The 21805-nt window shown below is 52.0% G+C and carries 17 protein-coding genes and 1 pseudogene; 4 read left to right on the top strand and 14 right to left on the bottom strand.

The window, feature by feature from the left end; translation table 11 throughout:
* Positions 1-3 precede the first annotated feature (3 nt).
* The 7 genes from BSZ31_RS10605 to BSZ31_RS10575 all read right to left on the bottom strand — a co-directional run bounded on the left by BSZ31_RS10605 (position 4) and on the right by BSZ31_RS10575 (position 8637).
* Complete coding sequence (locus BSZ31_RS10605; protein WP_105028726.1) at positions 4-1644, bottom strand: ShlB/FhaC/HecB family hemolysin secretion/activation protein; 1641 nt, start codon at positions 1642-1644, stop codon at positions 4-6.
* 18 nt (positions 1645-1662) lie between these two features.
* On the bottom strand, positions 1663-2442 hold the full coding sequence (locus BSZ31_RS10600) for a 3',5'-cyclic-nucleotide phosphodiesterase (RefSeq protein WP_105028725.1): 780 nt from the start codon (positions 2440-2442) through the stop codon (positions 1663-1665).
* A gap of 30 nt (positions 2443-2472) precedes the next feature.
* Complete coding sequence (locus BSZ31_RS10595; protein ID WP_105028724.1) at positions 2473-4212, bottom strand: patatin-like phospholipase family protein; 1740 nt, start codon at positions 4210-4212, stop codon at positions 2473-2475.
* Between the two features lie 104 nt (positions 4213-4316).
* Positions 4317-6614, bottom strand: a complete 2298-nt coding sequence (locus BSZ31_RS10590) for an AsmA family protein (protein ID WP_105028723.1) — start codon at positions 6612-6614, stop codon at positions 4317-4319.
* 11 nt (positions 6615-6625) lie between these two features.
* Positions 6626-7348, bottom strand: coding sequence for a DNA polymerase III subunit epsilon (dnaQ, locus tag BSZ31_RS10585; protein ID WP_105028722.1), 723 nt, complete (start codon positions 7346-7348; stop codon positions 6626-6628).
* Entirely contained in the window at positions 7345-7785 is a 441-nt protein-coding gene (gene rnhA / locus BSZ31_RS10580; protein ID WP_205882538.1) for a ribonuclease HI, read from the bottom strand. Before rnhA ends, dnaQ begins: the two co-directional genes overlap by 4 nt.
* A gap of 33 nt (positions 7786-7818) precedes the next feature.
* Positions 7819-8637: a class I SAM-dependent methyltransferase gene (locus BSZ31_RS10575; protein ID WP_105028721.1), complete on the bottom strand. Its 819-nt coding sequence runs from the start codon at positions 8635-8637 to the stop codon at positions 7819-7821.
* On the opposite strand from BSZ31_RS10575, the gene gloB reads away from it, so the two are divergent.
* On the top strand, positions 8628-9401 hold the full coding sequence (gene gloB, locus BSZ31_RS10570) for a hydroxyacylglutathione hydrolase (protein ID WP_105028720.1): 774 nt from the start codon (positions 8628-8630) through the stop codon (positions 9399-9401). The two genes, BSZ31_RS10575 and gloB, sit on opposite strands and share 10 nt — an antisense overlap.
* A gap of 164 nt (positions 9402-9565) precedes the next feature.
* Positions 9566-10783 carry a transglycosylase SLT domain-containing protein gene (locus BSZ31_RS17690; protein WP_304466330.1) on the top strand — a complete coding sequence of 406 codons (1218 nt, stop codon included), beginning with the start codon at positions 9566-9568 and terminating at the stop codon, positions 10781-10783.
* A 4-nt stretch (positions 10784-10787) separates the two neighbouring features.
* Here BSZ31_RS17690 and BSZ31_RS10560 read toward each other — a convergent pair whose 3' ends face one another.
* The 5 genes and pseudogenes from BSZ31_RS10560 to BSZ31_RS10540 form a co-directional block, all read right to left on the bottom strand.
* Positions 10788-12632 (bottom strand): dipeptide ABC transporter ATP-binding protein, encoded by a 1845-nt coding sequence (locus BSZ31_RS10560; RefSeq protein WP_105028718.1) that lies wholly within the window; start codon positions 12630-12632, stop codon positions 10788-10790.
* Between the two features lie 4 nt (positions 12633-12636).
* Entirely contained in the window at positions 12637-14034 is a 1398-nt protein-coding gene (locus tag BSZ31_RS10555) for an ABC transporter permease (RefSeq protein ID WP_105028717.1), read from the bottom strand.
* A 13-nt stretch (positions 14035-14047) separates the two neighbouring features.
* On the bottom strand, positions 14048-15025 hold the full coding sequence (locus tag BSZ31_RS10550) for an ABC transporter permease (RefSeq protein ID WP_105028716.1): 978 nt from the start codon (positions 15023-15025) through the stop codon (positions 14048-14050).
* Positions 15025-17288 (bottom strand): annotated as a pseudogene (locus BSZ31_RS10545) (ABC transporter substrate-binding protein). Before BSZ31_RS10545 ends, BSZ31_RS10550 begins: the two are co-directional and overlap by 1 nt.
* A gap of 56 nt (positions 17289-17344) precedes the next feature.
* Positions 17345-17980 (bottom strand): DUF882 domain-containing protein, encoded by a 636-nt coding sequence (locus BSZ31_RS10540; protein WP_105029836.1) that lies wholly within the window; start codon positions 17978-17980, stop codon positions 17345-17347.
* Between the two features lie 77 nt (positions 17981-18057).
* On the opposite strand from BSZ31_RS10540, the gene gltX reads away from it, so the two are divergent.
* Together gltX and BSZ31_RS10530 are read left to right on the top strand one after the other, a co-directional pair.
* Complete coding sequence (gene gltX, locus BSZ31_RS10535; RefSeq protein WP_105028715.1) at positions 18058-19479, top strand: glutamate--tRNA ligase; 1422 nt, start codon at positions 18058-18060, stop codon at positions 19477-19479.
* Entirely contained in the window at positions 19476-20690 is a 1215-nt protein-coding gene (locus BSZ31_RS10530) for an O-succinylhomoserine sulfhydrylase (RefSeq protein ID WP_105028714.1), read from the top strand. Before gltX ends, BSZ31_RS10530 begins: the two co-directional genes overlap by 4 nt.
* A 78-nt stretch (positions 20691-20768) precedes the next feature.
* Here BSZ31_RS10530 and BSZ31_RS10525 read toward each other — a convergent pair whose 3' ends face one another.
* On the bottom strand, positions 20769-21098 hold the full coding sequence (locus tag BSZ31_RS10525) for an H-NS family nucleoid-associated regulatory protein (protein ID WP_105028713.1): 330 nt from the start codon (positions 21096-21098) through the stop codon (positions 20769-20771).
* Between the two features lie 80 nt (positions 21099-21178).
* Positions 21179-21772, bottom strand: coding sequence for an isochorismatase family protein (locus BSZ31_RS10520; protein ID WP_105028712.1), 594 nt, complete (start codon positions 21770-21772; stop codon positions 21179-21181).
* Between the last annotated feature and the right edge of the window lie 33 nt (positions 21773-21805).

Here is a 21805-nt window from a genome sequence, read left to right as displayed (position 1 = left end):
TCCTTACAGGGAAGTGGCAAATGTGACGTGCAACATCACGTCACCATGCGGTTGAATAGGCACACCTGACACAACCTTGGCCAGGTCAACCCGAAACTGGTGTTTGGGAGAAAAAGCAAAACGCGCACCCACACCGTAAGACATCAAATGCGGCTCAACTGGCGAACCGAACACGGGGTTGTTGAACTTCAACTGCGCAGCATCCACAAAACCAACAAACTGCAAACGCTCAAACAAGGTGCCGAAACTTTTGCTGACGTTCGGGCCCATCAGTTCAAGTGATTGTCGGGTTCCACGGTCTGCGGAAATAACCCGTTCCTCAAAGCCACGCACCGAATAAACACCCCCTGCGCCAAATTGCTCGCCGGGAATCAGTGAGTAATCGGTGTGTTGTGCATCCAGCTGTGCAGTCAGGCGCCAGCCGGGCATCACTTGTTCGGACCAACTGGCATTGGCTCGAATCACATCGAAATTGGCCTCGGCGGCCGGGTTTGTCATGCGGTACTGGGCGGTCGAATTGTTGCCACCCGTGACGTAATTTTTGAAGTACCCAATTTGAAAAGTACGCTGCCGCGAATCAAGTGCCTCGGAGAGTGAATAAGACACCCCCACCGGCCTGCTTTCCAGTTCTGGCACCAGGCTGGGACCAAAACCGTTCAGTTGAACCTGACTCACAAATTCCTTGATTTCGTGAGAAAAGGTAAGCCGTGCGTCGAACCCGGCCAAGCGGTCCAGCAACTTCACCCAACGAATTGCGGCAGTGGTACCGGCACCAGCCACCGATACAGAACTGGCCCCCACGCTCAAGTTGCCTGCATTCACATTCGAATCGCTGTAAGCCAGTTCAAGCATGGAACTGAGGCTGTAAAACGGCACTTTGTAGTTCAGGCCGAATACTTCAACATCCGACCACCTCCCCGGCGAGGTCACGTATTGAAACGAGGCCATGTGGCCTCTGTTAAAAGCATTGTTGTGTTGCAGGGCAAGACCCATGCGGAAGTCACCCGTGGCATTGGTACCCGAGTTGTCTAGCGTCAAATATGCAGCCAAGGGCTTTTGATCGGACACTTGCACTTTCGCGTCCACCAAACCCGGCTTGTCGCTGGGCTCCAGGCGTACGCGTACAATTTTCGCTGGGTTGTCATTAATCAGGCGCAGGTTTTTGTCCATGTCAACGGTGTTGATCAAGGCACCGGGTTGCAATACCACAAGGCTTTCCTGAATCGACTCCGCGGTGAAATAGTCGTTACCCGCCACAGTAATCACATCCAGCCGCGCATCAACAATTTGTAACTTAAGCCGTTCGCCAGGCTTGATTTCCTGTTCAGGAATCAGCACGCGAACCACTTCATAACCCGCCTCGGCGTGCAATTGCTCAACAGCGGCTGTGGCCGTTCGCAAGTCGGAAAAGGTGATTTCACGGCCTGAAAAGCCACCAAGCACAGCCATAACCTGATCACGAGGCACCAGTTCGGGGCCCAACACCTCAAAACCCGACACTGTGAAACTGGGCTCCTGGTATTCGTCGTTGCTGGACTGGGAACCCGGTGTGCTCTCAGGCGGGGTTTGCGCATGTGCAAACTGCAAATGCGAATTAACCAACAGCACCACTGCACAGGCGACTGCGGAAAGTTTGAATTTCATAGAATTGTGGTGTAACCGTTAAATGTTAAAAATCATTCCGGCCGATAGAATGCGCAGCGGCTGGCTTCCCGGATACTGCTGTAACTCTTTTTGAATCTCGTCGTGCTCTCTGGGTTTCAGATGGCTAATCCAGATTTCACATGCTGCGTTTAATTTTTGAAGCTCACCAAACAACAAACTCGGGCACAAATGCTTGGCCAAATCTGCAAGCCATTTCTCCTTGTCAGGAAAAGCAGCCTCAATAAAGAAATAATCTACCTTTTTTGCGTAGTTGATAAGGGTGAATAACCGGTCTGTTTGGTGCGTATCTCCGGAGAAGCACCACCCCCCGGTGGGCGTAATCAAAAAAACACCCACGGCCGGGACCGTATGATCCACCTCTACGGTGGAAATTCTGCGCTCACCAAACACCAGTTCTTCTTCAGGCTGTATCTCAACATACTCCAGAACCGGGTTCTCTGCTGTGGGAATTTTCGAGAAATCAGGCCATATTTCCTCATTGAAAATATGTTGCTGCAAGGCCCTGATTGTGGGGAGGGTGGCATACACACGCAAGGGACTTTTGCGGCCCACGCCCACCGTGTCGATTAAAAAAGGCAAACCACAAATGTGGTCCAGGTGGGAATGGGTAATGAATACATGCTCAATTTGCTCGAGACGGGCAAAATCGAGCTCGCACAGGCCTGTGCCCGCATCGATCAAAATATCACTGTCGATCAGGAAGCTTGTTGTTCCTTGTCCGGGAATACCGATACTGCCGCTGCAACCCAACACCTCTACCGTAGAGTGTTTTTGCATCAAAGCCTCGTAAGAATGACGACTGCGTTGTTATGTAGTTTTGTGAAGCAAAGCCAGTATATCCGGAATTGCTTTACGCCCAGCCTCGTAACCCAAGGCAACGATCTCTTCTCTGCGCTCAAACTCCATCAATCCGATTTTTTCAATGGAAGGCTGAACATACAGGTCACTGATGACTTTGGCCTGTCGTGATTTCTCAATACCGCCCAATTCAATGACACGCATCAGCGACTTCATCATGGTGGGCATTTGCACACTGCTGTCGTCTACCATGTGCGCGGTGATGTCTTCCTCAAGGCCCACGTCCACGGTGAGAATTTTTCGTGCGCCGCGAGTGCGCATGCAATCGACAGGCACATTGTTGACCAGTGCGCCATCCACCATCACGTGCCTGCCCGCCATGAATGGCTCAAAAAATACCGGGATGGAAGTACTGGCGCGCACCGCCTTCCACAACGGGCCTTGTTCAAACAAGAACTGGTTGCCCGTGGTCAAATTGCAACTGATGGCGAAAAACGGAATCGGCTGGTCTTCAATTAACGAATCACCAAATGCTTTTTGATACACCTCGTCAACTGCCTTGCTTTTCACAAAGCCATGTTTGGGTATCCAGTAGTCGGTCAGTTTGAATGGCAAACCTTTCTTGAAACTGATGGCAAGGGCCTTGTTCACATCGGCGGCCGAGCGCCCCGAGGAAATAAGCGCACCCACCAACGCGCCCATTGAGGTTCCCCCAACCGAGTCCACGACCACGCCAGCCTCCTCAAGTGCCTGAAAGAAACCGGCATGGGCGAATCCGCGGGCACCGCCACCGCCCAGCACCAGGCCCAAGGTGAGCCCCAGAATGTGCCGCGCAGCGCGTGCGTTGTCGGAATGGTGGCCACGCCGAACATGCAACAGCTTGAACCCGCTGCCAAAATTGGCGCGTATGCGCTGTACAACCGACTGCTCAACCCAGGCCGCTTCGTGCACCAGTACAAACCACACCGGCAAGTCGTCGTCGGCGCTTTTCAACTGGCCTTTCAACAAGTCGCAACTGCGCGAATCATTCAAGGTGCTTGCACACAGCATCACCACCATGCAATCAAGCTCTTCAATCAGGCGATCGTCCAAAACCTCCAGGGGTTGTGTCTCAATCATTTCAACCACCCAGTCTTTGGCACTGACAGAACTCGGCGGGCTTACGTCACCAAGCTGTTTCCAGCGTCGCAACTCACAATGCCGTGCCATGGCAGACTGAAATCCTTCAACGGCCTGCATGCCAAAACCCTCGGGGCGTACAAAAGACTGAAACAAAATGAACTGGTGTTGCTTCAAGGGGCCGCTGTAGCCAAGTTCACGCTTGAAACGGGAAACAAGCATTCGGATCAGGTGGTGATACACCGAGCGACTGAACTCACCAAACTGCTCCAGGGCGGTTTGATCAATTTCAAGCAGAACACTGTCTCGGCGGGCAGAAATGCTGACTGTACGTGGCGCTTGGTCGAAAAAACCAAGCTCGCCTATCATTTCGCCGGGGAAAAAAGAAAGGGCCAGGTCTTGAAAGCCGTCTGGGCGAAAACGCTGCCCTTTCAACTGACCTTGCAACAAGAGATAAAAATGATGACTGGGCTGACCTTGCTCAAACAAAGTGTCGCCACGGGGTAAACGAACCAGTTTTGCAAGTCGAATTAACTGCTCAGCTTCAGTGGACTGAATTTCGAGCTTTTTGGACAAAAGCTCAATGGCATAACTCAGCTCAATAACCGGCAAGCCAGCGGGTTCGGACACAGGGACACCGTTGTAAGAATAATTTGCCTTGATGGTAGCAAACTATTGCCTCACAAAGCACCTACCCCCATGGGGCCCCTGAGATTGTTGCCACTTGTTGAAACTCAGCGATTCAGGAAACCTTTCAGGGCGTCCCTCACCTTTTCCTCGGCCTTGCCTTTCAACTCTTCTTTTTTCTCATCAATTTTTGGCTGCAATTTGGCTTTGGCCGCTTCTTTGGCCAGTTCTTTGAACTGAAGTTCCCACTGAACGCCAGTGAATGGGCCATACAGGCGAACGGGCACCGTTACCCCGTTCAAACCAGAATCAAGCGTTTTACCGCCCTGCCCTGTGCTTGTGGCCACCACCGAGGCCTTGGCCAGGTAGTCAAGGGAATTGCTGATCAAATTCACCTGCCCTGCGCCACCAATTCGAAACAAGGGGGCCATCACATTCAAGTCATTCGAGGTAGCCACCCCATTGGCAATGTCAAAACTGACGGCCAATGAACTGAAATCTGTTTTCTGAGTGGTGTCGGTTTTTTGGGTGGCGTTGCTGCCAGTCGTCAGCAAGGATTTTGCATTTCTGAATTTCTCGGCCAGATTAATGCCTTTGATCGCGCCATCCTGAAGACTCACCGAAACCTTTCCATCCAGGGCAGCTTTCATCTGGTTTACCGTGTTGCCCGTGGTGCGAATGTTGATGCCCACATTGCCCTTGCCCTCGACCATGTCTTTGTCAAGCAGCGCCTTGATTACAGGTTGAACTTGAACACCAGTCATGTTCTGGTTCACGGTCACCGTTTGAGTATTCGCATCCGCGGTAATTACACCCGTGGTTGAACCACCGTAAAGCTTTGCATCCAGCGGCGAAATGGTCAGTTTGCCCCCTCGCGCCACAGCCTTTGTTTTCAATTGCTGGGCCTGAATATTCGACACTTTCAATTCACCTATGTTGGCGGTGATGTCCAGATTCAGATTGCGCAGCGGGCTCAAATCAACAGGTGTGTCTTTGGATTTTTCACCCGAGCTTGCTGCGGTCTCGGTATTGGCGTTTTTCTTGGGTGGCAACAACGCATCAATGTCCAGCTTGTCCGCATTTAATACAGCTGTAATCGCCGGTTTGGCGAAATTCTTCACGGCTGCTTTCAAATCAAAACTGGTGGCCTCAAACTTCGAGTTCAAATCCAGCTCGGCAGTTTTTTCTGTGTTGTTCACCGCCAAACGGCCTGCCAAAGGCATGCTGGCCTGTTTTTTTGGTAATGCCGGGTCTTTCACATCCAGTTGACCCGTCAAGGCTGCCAACTCAATCAACTGGCTTTTCATGTTCAGGCTCATGGGGCTGGCTAGCTTCAAATTCACAGTGCGTTCGCCTTCCACCATGTTCACGGTGGTGTTCAAGGCTGCAGACACCGCCTGCTTCAAGTTGCCCTGCAAACCGGTTAAATCGAGAGTGGCATTGATACTGCGCGTGGGCTGCTTCAGGTCAGCCTTGAAGTTAAATGCCTCACCACGCGCCACAGTGTCACTGAGTTCCAGTGAAGGCGAGCTTAGGCTAACGTCGAATGCCCCCACGTTGGGAAGTTGGCCTTTGGCCTTGGCATCCAGCGACTGCGCTTTAACCTCCAAGGTATTCGGGTTCACATTCAGGGTACTGGCCTGCACATTCACATCGGCTTGCTGCTGATCCAGTTGGCCCAACACGGCAAACTTCAGGTTTTCAAAATTCGCATACAGATTTTCACCCAAACCAAACTCAAGACGGGTGTTCAGGTCGATGTTCAAATCCGCCTGTGGCTTGTTGGCCTTCACATTGCCCTTCAATGCAAGGTCTGTGGGCACCCCCTGCTCAATGCGACCGCTTTGCAGGGCGAAGTTGTTCAGCGAGGCCTCTAACCCGGTCTGCTTGTCAGCATATGTCACATTCAGATTTTCAAGCGCAATCGAGTCCACTGAAAAATTCACGGCCTGTCCACCCTCTGCTGGGGCATCTTCCATTTCTTGCTCAAGCTGATCGCTTGTTTCAGGATTGCTCAAATCATCGAAGTTGAACTTGCCATCGGCATTTTTAACGACATTCACAGTGACACCGCTTGCTTGTACCGCGTCTACTACCACCTCTGAACTTAACAGCGGCAATAAAGCCAGTGAAATACTGACCTTGTCAGCCTTCAAGAATTGATCATTGCTTTGGAATTCAGAAAGAGTGACGCCGTTCAAATCGGCGCCAATGGAAGGGAACCACTTGAGCTGCACGGGACCGGTGAACGCCAAATCGCGTTGCTGCTTTTCTTTAACAACCGCACTGGCTTTGTTCAGCAAGGCCTGCTGGTCAATTGTGTTCACCAAGATTGCTGCGGTAGCCGCCAATACCACTGGCACGCCCACCAAAATGCCCACACCCCATGCAATTGCCTTTTTCATGGCAAACCTCCTTAAACTGCTTGTTGGTCAGCTGGCTGGCTGATTTTGCTCCATACGCTAGGGGCTTTCGCCGCTTTCTCGATATCTGCCAGATAAGCCTCATGCAAGGCCAACTCTTCCTCACTGGGCTCAGGTTCTGGCAGATCCAAGGCGCCCAGTTTGATGCGTTCAACACCATCATCCTCATGATGCGCATTCAGATCAATCACCAGGCTGTCTTGTCCACGGGTCATCGCCAAATAGACTTCAGCCAGAATTTGCGAGTCCAGCAACGCCCCGTGCAACTGGCGGTGTGCGTTATTCACCCCAAGGCGGTCACACAACGCATCCAGGTTGTTGCGTTTGCCCGGAAACATTTCACGCGCCATCCCCAGTGAATCGATTACGCCGTCCACATAGTCGGCCATCTTGCCCAAGCCCAGGCGTTCAAGCTCACCATCCAGAAAACCGATGTCGAATGATGCGTTGTGAATGATCAGGGTACTGCCCTGCACAAAATCAAGAAAATCTTTGGCGATTTGCTTGAATTTCGGCTTGTCGGCCAGCATTTCATCAGAAATACCGTGCACCTGGAATGCACCCTCATCAACCTCACGCTCGGGGTTGATGTATTGGTGAAAATGGTGGTCAGTCACCTGCCGACCATTCACTTCAATACACCCAATTTCGATGATGCGGTGGCCCTGTCTAACTTCCAGGCCGGTTGTTTCTGTATCCAGTACTACATATCTCATTGTTTCATCGCCTTTTCTACGCCAAGGTTTGCCAAGGCATCAGCCTTCTCGTTGCCGGGGTTGCCAGAATGGCCCTTCACCCAGTGCCAGCGTACCAAATGACGAACACTGGCCTCATCGAGTATTTGCCACAAGTCGGCGTTTTTCACCGGCTTTTTGTCCGAGGTTTTCCACCCGTTCATCTTCCACTTTGGCATCCACTCCAGTACACCTTTACGCACATACTGCGAATCGGTGTACACGTCGATACTGCAACGCTTCTTTAAAGCATTCAATCCTTCAATAACAGCAGTCAATTCCATGCGGTTGTTGGTGGTGTTCAATTCCCCACCACACAATTCTTTGGCATGCTCACCCGATTGCAAATACACACCCCACCCGCCTGGCCCCGGGTTGCCCTTGCAAGCCCCGTCGGCATACATCACGACGCTGGCAATTCTTTGTTCAGTCACAATTCAATCCTGTTGGCCTTATCCACGGTCGCCTATTGTAGGTGTTTTATTCAGCGCCTTATTGGCAACAGGTTTTAGTTGGCGTGCTGATACTTTTTTGTCTTTAAAAGCCGGGCCAATCAAACGCATGCCACGCACCCTTTTGACTGCACATACAAAATAGACAGCGCCACACACCGGCCACCAGCGGTCACCTGCATGTTCCATGAAACCCATTCGGCTCAAACCCTTGTCAGTAAACGACGGAAAACGGTAGCAACCAAAACGGCCAAACTCGGGTTCACAGGACAACAGTTTCAACCAGTCCTTCAGGCGGCTTAAATGAATCGGCTCGCACCCATCGGGCCAAACCGGTGCCCAGCGTTTCAAGGCCGCATGGCGAAGGCCCCACAGCGACATCGGGTTGAAACCGGTGATGACTACCCTGCCCTCGGGCATCAACACGCGCTCAACCTCCCGCAACAGCTGGTGCGGATCCGCAGAGAATTCAAGCACATGGGGCAACACAATCATGTCCAGCGACTGGCTCTCGAAAGGCAACTCTTCAAACTCGGCAAAGCAATCGGGCGTGATCATTTCCACCCCATCGGGTTTGCTGGCCACCAAGCCCTGCTGCACGTAGGCCTTGTGGGGAATACGGCTTTCTTTCAGACCATCCACTAGCCGAGTACCCAATTGCACGGCCCGGAAACCAAACAGGTCGGGCACCACAGAATCAATCCACGCCTGTTCACGACTTGTGAAGTACCGGCCCGCTGGCGTGTTCAACCAGGCATCGAGTGCTAACATTTGTGCTTGTTGTGTACTCAAGTCGTTCAGGGGTTCAGATGGAATCATTCAAGTCTTCTCAAGTGTCGAATTGGTCGGTCTATGGCATCCCGGCCTTTCAGGACAACTACCTGTGGGCGATTGTTCATGAACCCAGCAAGGCTTGCATGGTGGTAGACCCGGGTTGCAGCAAGTCAGTTCAAGATTTTCTGGATTCTCGTGGTTACCATCTTAGCGGTATTTTGGTCACCCATCACCACATGGACCACATAGGGGGAATTGATGCGCTCCTGAGCAAAGCCGCAAAAGACTTGCCCGTGTACGGCCCGGCCAGTGGACGGATTGCACAGATCAACCGCCCCGTACGCGAAGGTGACACGGTGGATGTGCATTGCCTGATCGCTCGGGTATTTGAAGTTCCGGGCCACACGGTAGACCACCTGGCGTATGTGATTGAGTTGAAAGACACCATGAACAGTGAAGAGGTGTGGATGTTTCCAGGTGACACCTTGTTCTCGGGCGGTTGTGGGCGTCTGTTTGAAGGCAGCGCTGAACAAATGTTTGAATCCCTTCAAAAACTCAATCAATTCCCGGCAAACACCCGTGTATTCTGCGCGCACGAGTACACCGAATCGAATCTGCGATTCGCCAGGGCCTATTCACCCGACTCCAAAAATATTGAAGCACGAGAAATTGAAGTCCGAAGAATTCGGGAGCAAGGCTTAAGCACTATTCCGACAACGCTGGGTGTTGAGCGGCTCAGCAATTTGTTCATCAATGCTACAAATCCCATTGAATTCAAACAAATACGCACAGCAAAAGACAATTTCTGATTGCGATAACCAGTTAACAGTTTTTTACAAAAACTCTCATTTGAAATAATTCAAGAGGTATCACTCGGGCTGGGGCATGGGTCAACTCTCGATTGACCTACACAAAAGTTCAACATAGGATGCATTTTCGTTTCGCTCTTTGCCCTGCCCGGCACACCTGCCCTTTGAAATTCGATTCATTTAAAAATGGAATCAAGCAATTTGCCAAAGTGGCCATTTTGGCGGGCATCGCCATTGGACCCGGCCCCACCTGGGCCAATGCGCAACAGGCCGACATTGCACTAAACGCGGAAAACGAAGAAGTACAGCTGTTCGGCCTGGTGGCACCCAACCCGGGCCTCGAGCTAAAAATGTCCGGGCCCTACGACCTGATTACGCTGGACTTTGCCGAAGAAGCTGGTGATGTGTGGGCTGATATACGAAAGGGCTTTTCGGTGCCTGACCTGGAAACGCAGGCAGTGCAAGTTCGCGAACGCGCCTTGCTGAAAAACAAGCGCATGGTGAACAACATGTTGCAGCGTTCCGAACCCTACATTTACTTCATCGCACAGGAATGTGCAAAACGTGGCATGCCGTCTGAGCTGGCCTTGCTGCCATTTATCGAAAGCCAGTTCAACCCGCATGCACGCTCACCTTCAGCCGCTGAGGGTTTGTGGCAGTTTATTCCCAGCACGGGACGTCAATTTGACCTGAAACAAAACAAATGGGTTGATGAACGACGGGACCTGGTCGCCTCCACCCGCGCTGCACTGGACTACCTGACCTATCTTTACGACATGCATGGCGATTGGCACCTGGCTTTGCTTTCTTACAACTGGGGCGAAGGTTCGGTACTCAGGGCCGTTAAAAAAGCACAGGAAGCAGGGCTTGAACCCACACTGGACAACCTTGAGTTGCCCCTTGAAACGAAACATTACATACCAAAACTACAAGCTTTGAAGAACCTGATTCAAAGCCCGGAACGTTTTGGCCTGACTTTACCCAAGTTTCCAAACAAACCTTACTTTGCTGAAATCAAACGCAGCGCCGATGTTGACCTTCGGGAGATTGCCCGCCTGGCGGGCGTTGAACTGGAACTGATTCGTAAACTGAATCCTGGTTTGAATCAACCAGTTTTGTATGCTGCCCACAGCAATACCCTGCTGGTGCCAGTTGAATACAGTGCAAAAATTCAGGCCAGCCTGAAACAGTACAAACCTTCAAACCCCCAACGCAGTTACACGGTACAAAAAGGGGATACCTTGGGAGAAATAGCCCAACGCTTTGATGTGAGTGTGAAATCCTTACAAAGACTCAACGGCCTGAGCAAGAAAAAACTCATCAAACCTGGCATGAAGTTGAACATTCCACACGCCCCAAAGCCCGGCAACTGGGAATCCTGACGAGTTACAACACCGGGGCCGCATCAATCAATTGACGGGTGTACGCATGTTGGGGGTTGGCAAATAACTGCTCGGCCGAACCACGCTCGACTACATCCCCATGCCTTAATACGACCACCTCATCGGCCAGATACTGCACGACGGCCAGGTTATGAGTAATGAACAACATGGCCACGCCGGTTTCTGTTTGCAGGCGTTTCAGCAAGTTCAAGATTTGAGCCTGGACCGACACGTCCAGCGCTGAAGTGGGTTCATCGCAAATCAATATTTTGGGCTCTGAAACCAATGCACGGGCAATCGCAATACGCTGGCGCTGACCACCCGAAAATTCATGCGGAAAACGAGCAAGGGCTTCTTCGGGCATGCTGACTTGGTCAATCACTTTCAGCACACGAGCCTTGCGGGCAGTCGCATCCAGATCGGGGCGCAAACTCAGCAATGGCTCTTCTAGAATTTCAGCAATTCGATGGCGTGGATTGAGCGAAGCGAAGGGATCCTGGAATACAAATTGAATTTTTGAACGCCAGCCGTTCGGCCCACGCTCTGCCCATTGGCGAAGCGGTCTGCTATCCATCAGCACATCGCCGTCTACTTTCGCATTGCTGCCCAACAGTCCCAGCAGGGCGCGGGCTGCCGTGGTTTTACCTGAACCCGATTCGCCCACCAAAGCCACAGTGCGGCCTTGCAACAAAGTGATGTCGAGCTTGTTCAGCACTGGCTTGAAATGCTTACGCAGCAAACCACCTTTTTCGGGATAAGCCACCGACAAAGACACCGTTTGCAACACCACCTTTGAAGTTGCGCCTGAAAAACTGCCGCCCACCGAGTTCACACCACCTGCGCCAGGCTTTATGAACGACAAATCGGCATGGTAAAAACAACGCACGGTATGGGTTTGTGTGGCCGCAAGCAATTGTGGTGTGCTTTGGCTGCAATTTTCTTGCGCGTGCAGGCAACGGGCCGCAAACCGGCAACCAGGTTTGGGATTCACCAGCGATGGAACACGCCCTTCAAGCGCATACAAAGCCTTGCCGCGCTGGGCCTGACTGGGCAAGGACTTCACCAGTGCATGCGCATAAGGGTGGCGTGGTGCAGCAAAAAACTCTTCGGTGCTGGCTTTCTCAACCAGTTGGCCAGCATACATTAGCCCCACCGTGTCTGCCATTTGCTTCACAATCGCCAGGTCATGCGTAATCAGCAGCATGGCCATGCCCTGCTCGCGCTGCAGGGTTTTCAATAAATCAAGTACTTGCGCCTGAATGGACACATCCAGTGCAGTGGTGGGTTCGTCCGCAATCAGCAAGTCAGGCTTTACACTCAGGGCCATGGCAATCATGACTCGCTGTTTCTGCCCACCCGACATTTCGAATGGGTACTGCTGCAAACGCTTTTTGGGCTCGGGAATACCCACCCGGCCCAGCCACTCTTGGGCCTCTTTCAATGCCTGTGCCTTGTTGGCCCCAGTGTGCAAACAAATAATTTCGGTCAACTGGTCGCCCACCGTCATCACTGGGTTCAAGCTTGTGCCCGGTTCCTGAAAAATCATGGCAATTCGTTTGCCACGCAAGGTACGCATAGCAGTTTCGCTGATACGCAACACATCGGTGCTGTTTGAATTTGCATCTGCACTACTCTCGTTTAACCTCACTTGCCCGGCAACAATTGCGCCACTGTCTGGCAGCAGGCGGGCAATGCTGAGCGCGGTCATTGACTTGCCACAACCCGATTCACCCACCAAGGCAAAAGTTTGGCCCTTTTCAATGGCCAGTGAAATATCGTCGAGCGCATGCACCCAACCAGCCTCACTGGCCAAGCGGGTGGTAAGTCCGTGGATGTTGAGCAAACTCATACGCTTACACCCTTACCAAAGATTGTTTTAACTGGCGCGCGCGCGGATCAAACGCATCGCGCACGGCGTCGGCAAACAGGTTGGCTGATAGCACCAGCAGCAACATGAATACAAATGCAGCCACCAGGCTCCACCACACAATCGGTTCCCGGCTTAGCTCAAGTCGTGCTGCATTAATCATGGTGCCGTAACTGAATGTGCTGGGGTCTACACCCACGCCGACATAACTGAGCACTGCCTCGGCCAACACCAGACCTGAAAAATCCATCACCATGGCAATCAAAATAAGGTGCATCAAATTGGGCAGCAAATGCGAGAACAGAATTTTTGCGCTGGAAACGCCACTGGCGCGCGCAGCCAGAATGTAATCTTGCTCGCGCATTTTCAACACTTCGCCGCGAATCAATCTGGCAAGGCCGGTCCAGCTGGTCAAACCCAAAATGGCACACAGGAAAAACAGGCGCAGGTCGGCTTTCTCAATCGACGACGCGAAGGCATCCGGGTTGGCATCCAGTGCCACTTGCAACATCAGCACTGTGGCAGCAATCAACAACACCGAGGGAATTGAATTCAGTGTGGTGTAGATGTACTGAATGACATCATCGACCCAACCACGGAAATAACCCGCAGCCAAGCCCAAGGCAATGCCCACAGGCAGGGTCAGCAAGGTGGTCAGCAAACCAATCAGCATGGCAGTACGCAGGCCTTTCAACGCGATGTAAAACACATCCACGCCCACTTTGTCGGTACCCAGCACATGGTAAGCCTCGGCCCACTTCCACACCACGCCACCCGCAATACAGAGTACAAACAAGGTCCACACCACGGCTTGATAAGCACCACTGCCAGTGAATACGGTAATGCTGTTTTGCTGCGCACCCTGCGCGATGGCCCTGCGAATGATCCACAAGGCTGCCAGGAAAAATGCCCAAAGAACCGCACCACCCAAGGCGCCTTGATAAGCACGCTTGAGCAGGTCTTGCTCCTTCATGCTTTCATCAATTAAATGCGCACCGCCAAACTGCAAACGGGCGTAATCACGCACGGGTTTGCCGTCTACCTCCATGGTTTCCTTGCTCAAGGAACGAGTGGCCAGTGGTGCTGAATACGATTTCTCGCGCTGGTAGGCCAAGGGGCCCAAGGCCACATCGAGCACAGAAATAATGGGGCTGGCGTAACGGCTTTGCTGTTCCGCATTCAAGCGCAGATGAACACTGTCAAGCAGGGTGATGAGCACCGCCAACAACAGAACCACCAAACTGGCACTGGCAATTTTCGATTGGAACACCAAGCCCCACGAGGCACGTGAAAGCGGATTTTTAACAACGCTGCGGGCATACGCAAGCACGCCAAATACCAGCAGCCAGATGAGCGCATCAGTGAGTAGTAGAGTGGGCATCATCGACCTGCTCCCCTTATGCCAATCGAACCCGAGGGTCCGCGATGGTGTAAGCAATGTCAGTCAAAATCAAACCCACCAAATAAAGCACCGAACCAATGAATACCATGGCGCGCACAATTGCAAAATCTTGCGACTGAATGGCCTCGATGGTGTAGCTGCCCAAGCCTGGGATACCAAAGAAGGATTCAGAAATCAGCGAGCCCATGAACAACAGGGGAATGACTGTGACTGAACCTGTCAGAATTGGAATAAGACCATTGCGCAACACATGGCGGCCGAGCACCTGTACTTCAGACAAACCCTTGGCACGCGCTGTGCGAACATAGTCTTTGTTGATTTCTTCAAGGAAAATGGTGCGGTACCAGCGAGTACCGCCACCCAAACCACTGACCACGCCAATAATGACCGGCAGAATCAAAAAGCGCCAAGCATCCGCGCCCGAGTCGTAGCCTGAGATTGGAACCAGCGCCAATGTTTTAGAAAACAGGTACTGCCCGCCAATAATGTAAAACAAACCAGAAATCGACATGGCCAACACGCACAGCACTACACCGGTTAAATCAAGGTAAGTACCACGGAAAAAGGTCAGCAACAGCGACAGCACAATATTCAGAAAGAGACCCAGCACAAACACGGGCACGGCCAGGGCGAGACTGGGCCCCGCACGTTTCACAATTTCATTGGCAATATTACGGCCATCGTCGGAACTGCCAAATTCGCCCACAAACATGGGCACCGACTTCTGGAAGAAAATGGTCTCGGTCAGTGTGTCTGTGCCTTGCGCTTCGCTGTTGATCAGCAAAGGCAAGTCGTACCCTTTTTCACGCTTCCATTGATCAACCGATTCTTGCGCAACCCGCTTGCCACCCAAAGCCAAACGGGCCATGTCATCGGGGCTGTTCACTTGAAAAAACAGCACAAAGGTGATCAGGTTCACGCCCAACAATACCAGCAGGCCATACAGCACACGGCGCAGCAAATAGTTACCCATCAGCGCTTGCCCCCCGTGAGGTTTTGCACAGTCGCAGCCAAGTCTTCGCGAATACCCATGGCTTGTTCACGGCGCTTCCAGGCGGCCCAGGCGGGCCAAATGAACAGGACCAGTGCAAGCAACAACACTGGAATAGGCCACCATTCAGGCTGGTTCCATTCCTTTCGGGCCGCATCGCGTTTGGCGGTATCGATGGTTTTGTATTTGATGTTGTTGCGGGCCAGATCATTGGGTTTCACGTTGCCGTACCATTCGTGAATCAATCCAAACTGTTGCGGCACGAATGCAAACAACCAGGGCACATCGTCTTGAACCAGGTCGGTCATCTGCGAAATAATCGCGGCACGCTCTTCATTGTTGGGCATGGTTTTCATGCGCTCGAACATGGCGTCATATTGCGCGTTGGAATAGTTCGAGGCATTCTCCCCTGCAGTTTTGGCGCGGCTGTTGGGGCCGTAGAGCAGGAACAAAAAGTTTTCGGGATCGGGGTAATCGGCATTCCACCCCAGGAAGAAAATTTGAGCATTGCCCTTGCGGATTTTTTCCTGAAAACGGTTCCAGTCGGTGGCGCGAATATCCAATTGAATATTCAGCTTGGAGAACTGCTTGCGGTACCAATCGAAGCGGGCTTTGTCGCCTGGACCCCCACCAGTTGTATCGAGCGCCAAGGTTAAGGGTTGCCCTGTTTTTGGATCAATTCCATTGTCATAACCTGCTTGTTTCAACAAGGCCAAGGCGTCTTCAACTGGCTTGCGTACCGGCTTGCCATCCACCAAGTTGTACACCTGCGTGTTGTAGCCAGCCTCACCCTCCTCGTAGCCAAACAAGCCAGGCGGCACCGGGCCGTGGGCTGGCACTGCTCGACCATTGGTAAAAATTTGCGAGAATTCCTCCCAGTCCATTGCAATTGCAATGGCTTGGCGCAGCAACTTGGCACGGCGCGCTTCTTCGGCAGAATTGCCTGGCCCCACCACCGGGTCTAGCCAATTGAAACCCAAATAGAACATGCTGGTGGCCAATGAAGTTTCCAGCCGAATGCCTTTCTCGGCCATTTCCGGCGTCAAGGCGGCATCGCCGTCGGCACTGGCGCGAATTGCCTGATCGAATGTATCGGCACTGACACCCGAGGTGTCGTAGTAGCCTTGCAAAAACTTGTTCCAATATGGTATGCCCTCTTTCTCGCGCGTGAACACCACACGATCAATAAAAGGCATGGTCTTGCCGGCATCGGCCAGCAGACCTTTGGCCTCGTCACCCGGCTCGCCCTCGCTTGGATACGGCTCACCACGGTGATTCGGATTGCGCGACAACACCATTCGGGAATTCGGGTCGTTTTCGGTCAGCATGTACGCGCCAGTGCCCACGGGCCACCAATCCAGTACCAGGTTGTTTTCTATGAATCCTTTTTGACTGTAAAAAGCATCTGCTTCCCAAGGGATGGGTGCAAAAAACGGCATGGCCAGCCAGTAAATAAACTGGGGGTATTTGCCGTTCACCCGAATTTCGAGCGTGTGGTCATCCAGCGCTTGGCACCGGGCAAATCGAATTGGCGCAAATCAAGCCAGGGCAGATCAGCGGTGGCGGGTGGAAAGGCACTGCCGGTTTCTTTCTGGATTTTCTCTTTCAGCGCTTTGTCGTGTTCTTGCAAGGTTTTCGACAATTCGCCCAGGCCAACCACGTAATCGCCCATGTGCCCCAGAATTGGAGACACGATTCGGGAACTGGCAAGGCGCTTGATTTCGTACACATAATCGTGCGCAGTTAACTCGCGCGTGCCCTGCTGCTCAAACTGCAAGGGGCTGCTGTACTTGCGGGCTTCATCGCCCAACCGGTGATACAGAAGATTGCCCTGGGCATCTTTCGCAAAGGCGGGATGCGGTTGATATTGAATGCCAGGTTTTAACTTAATCGTGTACACACTGGTTTTAACTGCATTCAGCGGTGCATCGTCAGGCAAAACATTGCCTGTCTCGTCCAGATACACCGGCATGGGCATTTCGACTGCAGCCAATGGCTCAAGCTGATACGGCCGTTTCAAGTAGTGGTACTGAAACAGTGGTTCGTAAATTTGGTAAGTGAATTCCGCTTCATCCGATGTATAAGACTGCGCGGGGTCCAGATGCTTGGGGCGAGCCGTGAAGGCGGTGTAAAGGGTGTTTAGCTTTTTGTCTTGCGAGGTTTCAACATACGGATTGTTGGGCGCCTTGCCACATGCATTAAGCGAGAGGGACAAAGCCACCGCCACTGCGAAACTGCCTGTAATGCGACCGAAAACTACCAAAAAACCACCCTCGCACTGTTGTTTTTAGATGGCTTTATTTAACCACGCCAAACACGCTCCGGACCAGTGTCAGCGTGAATCCAGCCACCTTTTGCACCAACTCGGAAATAGAAGCCGACGCCACCAGCACGGAATCCCTCAACCAGTTCACCCAACACCTTGGGGTGCAAGCCGGGCAGTCGAAAATCTACGGCCTGACCTTTCAAATGCAGGGAATTGCGGGCTGCAGGCAGACCTTTCTCGATTAGACGGGCATTTGTTTTGGGGCTGCGATAACCGGAGGTAATTTCAACTGGCGCCACAAAGCCGTAGCGACGCACAAAAGCCTGCGCGGCCCACAGCGTGTCGATAATTTGAGTGTCCATGCGGAAAATCTGATTTGCCTGCACGTCTCGAAGCAATCCACAAATCTGTTCATAGGCGATTGGGTTAAGATGTCCGTCTTTCCAGTAGGTAATGTTCAAGCGCTCGCCCGATTGTGGGCGTACCATTTCAAGGGTGCGCGGTTGCAACCAAAAGGTCAGGTCAACCAGTCCCGGATCGAACAAATCGGGCGGCGGCACCAGATCCGAACCAGCGGCCAATACGCCACGGTTCAAAAAGGGTTCTACCGAGCCAATAACAGCCAAAGTACTTACTGCTTTGATGAATGAACGCCGGTCGAAATTGTGCATTGCCATAACCTATTGCCGCAACCTAAGAATTTACTTGAACTTATAATATGAGTTCTTTGAAAAAAAGTCACTAATCCATGTCAACAGATCGCCAAAATCAAACAGTTCGCACCCGTTTTGCCCCTAGCCCAACAGGTTATTTGCATTTGGGTGGCGCCAGAACCGCCTTGTACAGTTGGGCTTTTGCCCGCCATCACAAGGGGCAGTTCATTCTTCGTGTGGAAGACACCGATGTTGAGCGATCTACTCCCGAAGCCGTTCAGGCCATCATGGATGGCATGGCCTGGCTGAATCTGGATTACGACGAAGGCCCGTTTTTTCAAATGCAGCGCATGGACCGCTACCGTGCCATGATCGACAAACTGCTTGAAAAAGGCGATGCCTACCTTTGCTACTGTACGCAAGAAGAATTGAATCAAATGCGTGAAAAGCAACGGGAAAATGGCCAACGCATTCGTTATGACGGTACATGGCGCCCAGAAGCAGGCAAGGAGTTGCCTGCCCCGCCTGCCGATGTGAAACCGGTTGTGCGTTTCAAGAACCCCTTGACCGGCGCGGTAAGCTGGGACGACTTGGTGAAAGGCCCCATTTCAATCAACAACGAAGAAATGGACGACCTGATTATCGCCCGTCAGGATGGTACGCCCACGTACAACTTCTGCGTGGTGGTCGACGACTGGGAAATGAAAATTACCCATGTGATTCGCGGCGACGATCACATCAACAACACCCCGCGCCAAATCAATATTTTGAAGGCGCTGGGTGGTGAGCAACCTGTGTATGGCCATATCCCCATGATTCTGGGACCAGATGGCGAAAAGCTTTCCAAGCGCCACGGTGCGGTGAGTGTGGTGCAGTATCACGAGGAAGGATTTTTGCCCGATGCCATGATCAATTACCTGGCTCGCTTGGGCTGGAGCCACGGCGATGATGAACTGTTCAGCCGTGAACAATTGGTGGAGTGGTTCGACTCGACCAACCTGTCCAAATCGGCCGCCCAATTTGACCCAGAAAAACTGAAATGGGTGAATGCCCATTACATGAAGCAAGCCCCCAAGGCGATGTTGCTTTCTGATTTGCAAACCCGCCTTGAGAAAGACAGTGTGAATACAGCTGAAGGCCCCAAACTGGTCGATGTGCTGGATGTGGTGCTGGAGCGCGCTTCCACCTTGGTGCAATTGCGCGACGAAGCAGCACTGTTCTACAAGGTGCCCAGTGTAAATATCGAGGAATTGAAACCCATGCTGGAAGAAGCAGGCGTGCGCGCAGCACTGGCCGACTTCAACGAAGGCTTGAACACCGTGGAATGGAATGTGGAAGCACTGAATGGTTTGGTGAAAGCCACGATTAAAAACCATGGCCTGAAAATGCCGAAGCTTGCAATGCCGCTGCGCTTGATGTTGACTGGCATTACGCAAACGCCTTCAATTGACAAAGTCATGAATTTATTGGGCAAGCACACTGTACAAACTCGAATTGCGCAAGGACTGCAATCATGAGCAACAACAAACCCAAGGCAAACCCGGCCGACTGGGCCACCGCCACGCAGGCCATTCGAGCAGGCAGCCACCGCACTGAGTTTGGCGAACATTCCGAGGCGATGTTTTTAACCTCCAGCTTTGTGTTCGACAATGCAGCGCAAGCCGCAGCCCGCTTTGCTGGCACCGAAGAAGGCAATGTGTACGCGCGCTTTACCAACCCCAGTGTGCAAATGTTTGAGCAACGCCTGGCTGTGCTGGAAGACACCGAGTATTGCCTGGCCACGTCTAGCGGCATGGCCGCCATTACTACAGCCTGCATGGGCTTGTTGAATGCGGGCGACCATATTGTTGCTTCCAAGGCTTTGTTTGGCGCAACCGTGCAGTTGTTTGTGAACATCCTTTCCCGTTTCGGGATTGAAACCACATTCGTAGACGGTACCAGCATGGAAGCCTGGGAAAAGGCGATCAAGCCCAACACCAAGCTGTTTTACAGCGAAACGCCATCCAACCCGCTGACCGAAATCCTGGACATGCGCGCGCTGAGCGATCTGGCCAAAAAACACGGCATTTACAACGTGGTGGACAATTGCTTTTGCACACCCGCTTTGCAAAAGCCGGTCGATTTTGGCACGGAAATCATCATTCACTCCGCCACGAAGTACCTGGATGGCCAAGGCCGAGTGCTAGGCGGCGCCATTTGCGGACCAAAAGACTTGCTGAAAGACAAAATTCTTCCCGTGCTGCGCACAGCGGGCCCTACGCTGTCTGCATTCAATGCCTGGGTGCTGTTCAAAGGTCTTGAAACGCTGAACATTCGCATGCTGGCACAGTCTGCTGCGGCACTTGATATTGCAAGCTGGCTTGAGGCACACCCTGCGGTGAGCAAGGTTTACTACCCCGGTCTGGAAAGCCACCCGCAACATGCACTGGCCATGAAGCAGCAGAAAACTGGCGGTGCCATTGTGTCGTTTGAAGTGAAAGCAGCGAACGAAGACGAAGCACGCGCCAAGGCTTGGCATGTAATTGACAGCAGCCAGCTGATGTCAATTACTGCGAACCTGGGTGATACGCGAACCACCATTACGCACCCCGGTACCACGACCCACGGACGCCTGAGCGCGGAAGCACGCGAAGCCGCGGGCATCAAGCAAGGCCTTATTCGTTTGGCGATTGGGCTGGAAGATGTTGCCGACTTGAAGAAAGACTTGGCACGCGGGTTGGGGAAGTAATCAATTAAGCCAAGCAGCACTCAATAAAAAAGCCGCCGGTGACCACCAGCGGCTTTTTTCATATTCTCAAAAACAATGTTAGACACGCATTTGGTCTTCGGACATGCCTTTAGCCATGGCTTCCTTCATCCAGTTCGGGCGCTTGCCGCGACCAGACCAGGTGAGTGAAGAATCTTGGGGGTGACGGAAGCGCACAGGCGCTGGGCCCAATTCACGCTTGCCTTTGGGTTTGGATCCACCCAGTTCGGCAAACAACTCCTCAAGTTTCAAACCTTTTGAAGCAGCCAGCTTCTTGACTTCTTCAATGGCTTGCAATTTTGAACTGCGGTCATTCAATTCTTTTTCAATGTCTGATTTCAATTGCTGAAGTTCAGAAGCACTTAAAGCAGATAAGTTTAGTTTTTTCATTTTTACTTTTTAAAAAAAATTATTAACAAGCCCAATTGTAATTAAGATTATTATTAATCACAAATGCGAAATTAAATTGATTACTTAATAAGGTCAAGTGCAAACTTAAAGTGCTCGTTTTCTGCACTTTCCAACCATTCAAATACCACCATTTCGGTGGTCACCAATTCGGCACCATTACCAGCCAAACGATCAAAGGCTGCATCACGATTTCGATCGGTTCTCGAGCCACAAGCATCTGTGACTACCCACACTTCCATTTCTTCGTTCAATAAGTCGAGCGCGGTTTGAAGCAAACACACATGTGCCTCGACCCCCGCAATCACAATACTGGGTCGCTCTGATTCCTGATTATTCTTTTGCAAATGCTTGGGCAAGCTGCGCGCATTGCCCGCGGGCGCCTTGCTGGTTAACAAATCAAGCAAACCTTCCGGGCAAGCGCTGAAGTGGGTTTTACGCATGGTGGCTTTGCACAATGTTCCAAGGGCAGGCACAAAAGGGCCAATTTTGTCGGGCATGTGCTCGGTACCAAACACGGGTACACGCAGCTTTTTGGCCAAGGTAGCCAATATCAGGGCATTTTTATAAACTTCATCGGCCTGGTGAATGGCCGGCATCAGTTTTTCTTGATAATCGATTAGAACAAGTTGACTGGATTCGTGGTTCAATAACATTCGATGTGAAAAGCAAAAGTGCAAAGCAAGAGC

Origin of the sequence: Limnobacter sp. SAORIC-690, assembly GCF_002954425.1 — a bacterium.
Classification (GTDB): Bacteria; Pseudomonadota; Gammaproteobacteria; order Burkholderiales; family Burkholderiaceae_B; genus Limnobacter; species Limnobacter profundi.
This window is presented reverse-complemented; position numbering and strand designations above follow the sequence as displayed.

Excerpts from the sequence above, each read along its gene's own strand:
- BSZ31_RS10605 (WP_105028726.1), bottom strand. The coding sequence starts at position 1,644 with ATGAAATTCAAACTTTCCGCAGTCGCCTGTGCAGTGGTGCTGTTGGTT.
- BSZ31_RS10600 (WP_105028725.1), bottom strand. The coding sequence starts at position 2,442 with ATGCAAAAACACTCTACGGTAGAGGTGTTGGGTTGCAGCGGCAGTATC.
- BSZ31_RS10590 (WP_105028723.1), bottom strand. The coding sequence starts at position 6,614 with ATGAAAAAGGCAATTGCATGGGGTGTGGGCATTTTGGTGGGCGTGCCA.
- dnaQ (WP_105028722.1), bottom strand. The coding sequence starts at position 7,348 with ATGAGATATGTAGTACTGGATACAGAAACAACCGGCCTGGAAGTTAGA.
- gloB (WP_105028720.1), top strand. The coding sequence starts at position 8,628 with ATGGAATCATTCAAGTCTTCTCAAGTGTCGAATTGGTCGGTCTATGGC.
- BSZ31_RS10575 (WP_105028721.1), bottom strand. The coding sequence starts at position 8,637 with ATGATTCCATCTGAACCCCTGAACGACTTGAGTACACAACAAGCACAA.
- BSZ31_RS10560 (WP_105028718.1), bottom strand. The coding sequence starts at position 12,632 with ATGAGTTTGCTCAACATCCACGGACTTACCACCCGCTTGGCCAGTGAG.
- BSZ31_RS10555 (WP_105028717.1), bottom strand. The coding sequence starts at position 14,034 with ATGATGCCCACTCTACTACTCACTGATGCGCTCATCTGGCTGCTGGTA.
- BSZ31_RS10550 (WP_105028716.1), bottom strand. The coding sequence starts at position 15,025 with ATGGGTAACTATTTGCTGCGCCGTGTGCTGTATGGCCTGCTGGTATTG.
- BSZ31_RS10540 (WP_105029836.1), bottom strand. The coding sequence starts at position 17,980 with ATGCACAATTTCGACCGGCGTTCATTCATCAAAGCAGTAAGTACTTTG.
- gltX (WP_105028715.1), top strand. The coding sequence starts at position 18,058 with ATGTCAACAGATCGCCAAAATCAAACAGTTCGCACCCGTTTTGCCCCT.
- BSZ31_RS10530 (WP_105028714.1), top strand. The coding sequence starts at position 19,476 with ATGAGCAACAACAAACCCAAGGCAAACCCGGCCGACTGGGCCACCGCC.
- BSZ31_RS10525 (WP_105028713.1), bottom strand. The coding sequence starts at position 21,098 with ATGAAAAAACTAAACTTATCTGCTTTAAGTGCTTCTGAACTTCAGCAA.
- BSZ31_RS10520 (WP_105028712.1), bottom strand. The coding sequence starts at position 21,772 with ATGTTATTGAACCACGAATCCAGTCAACTTGTTCTAATCGATTATCAA.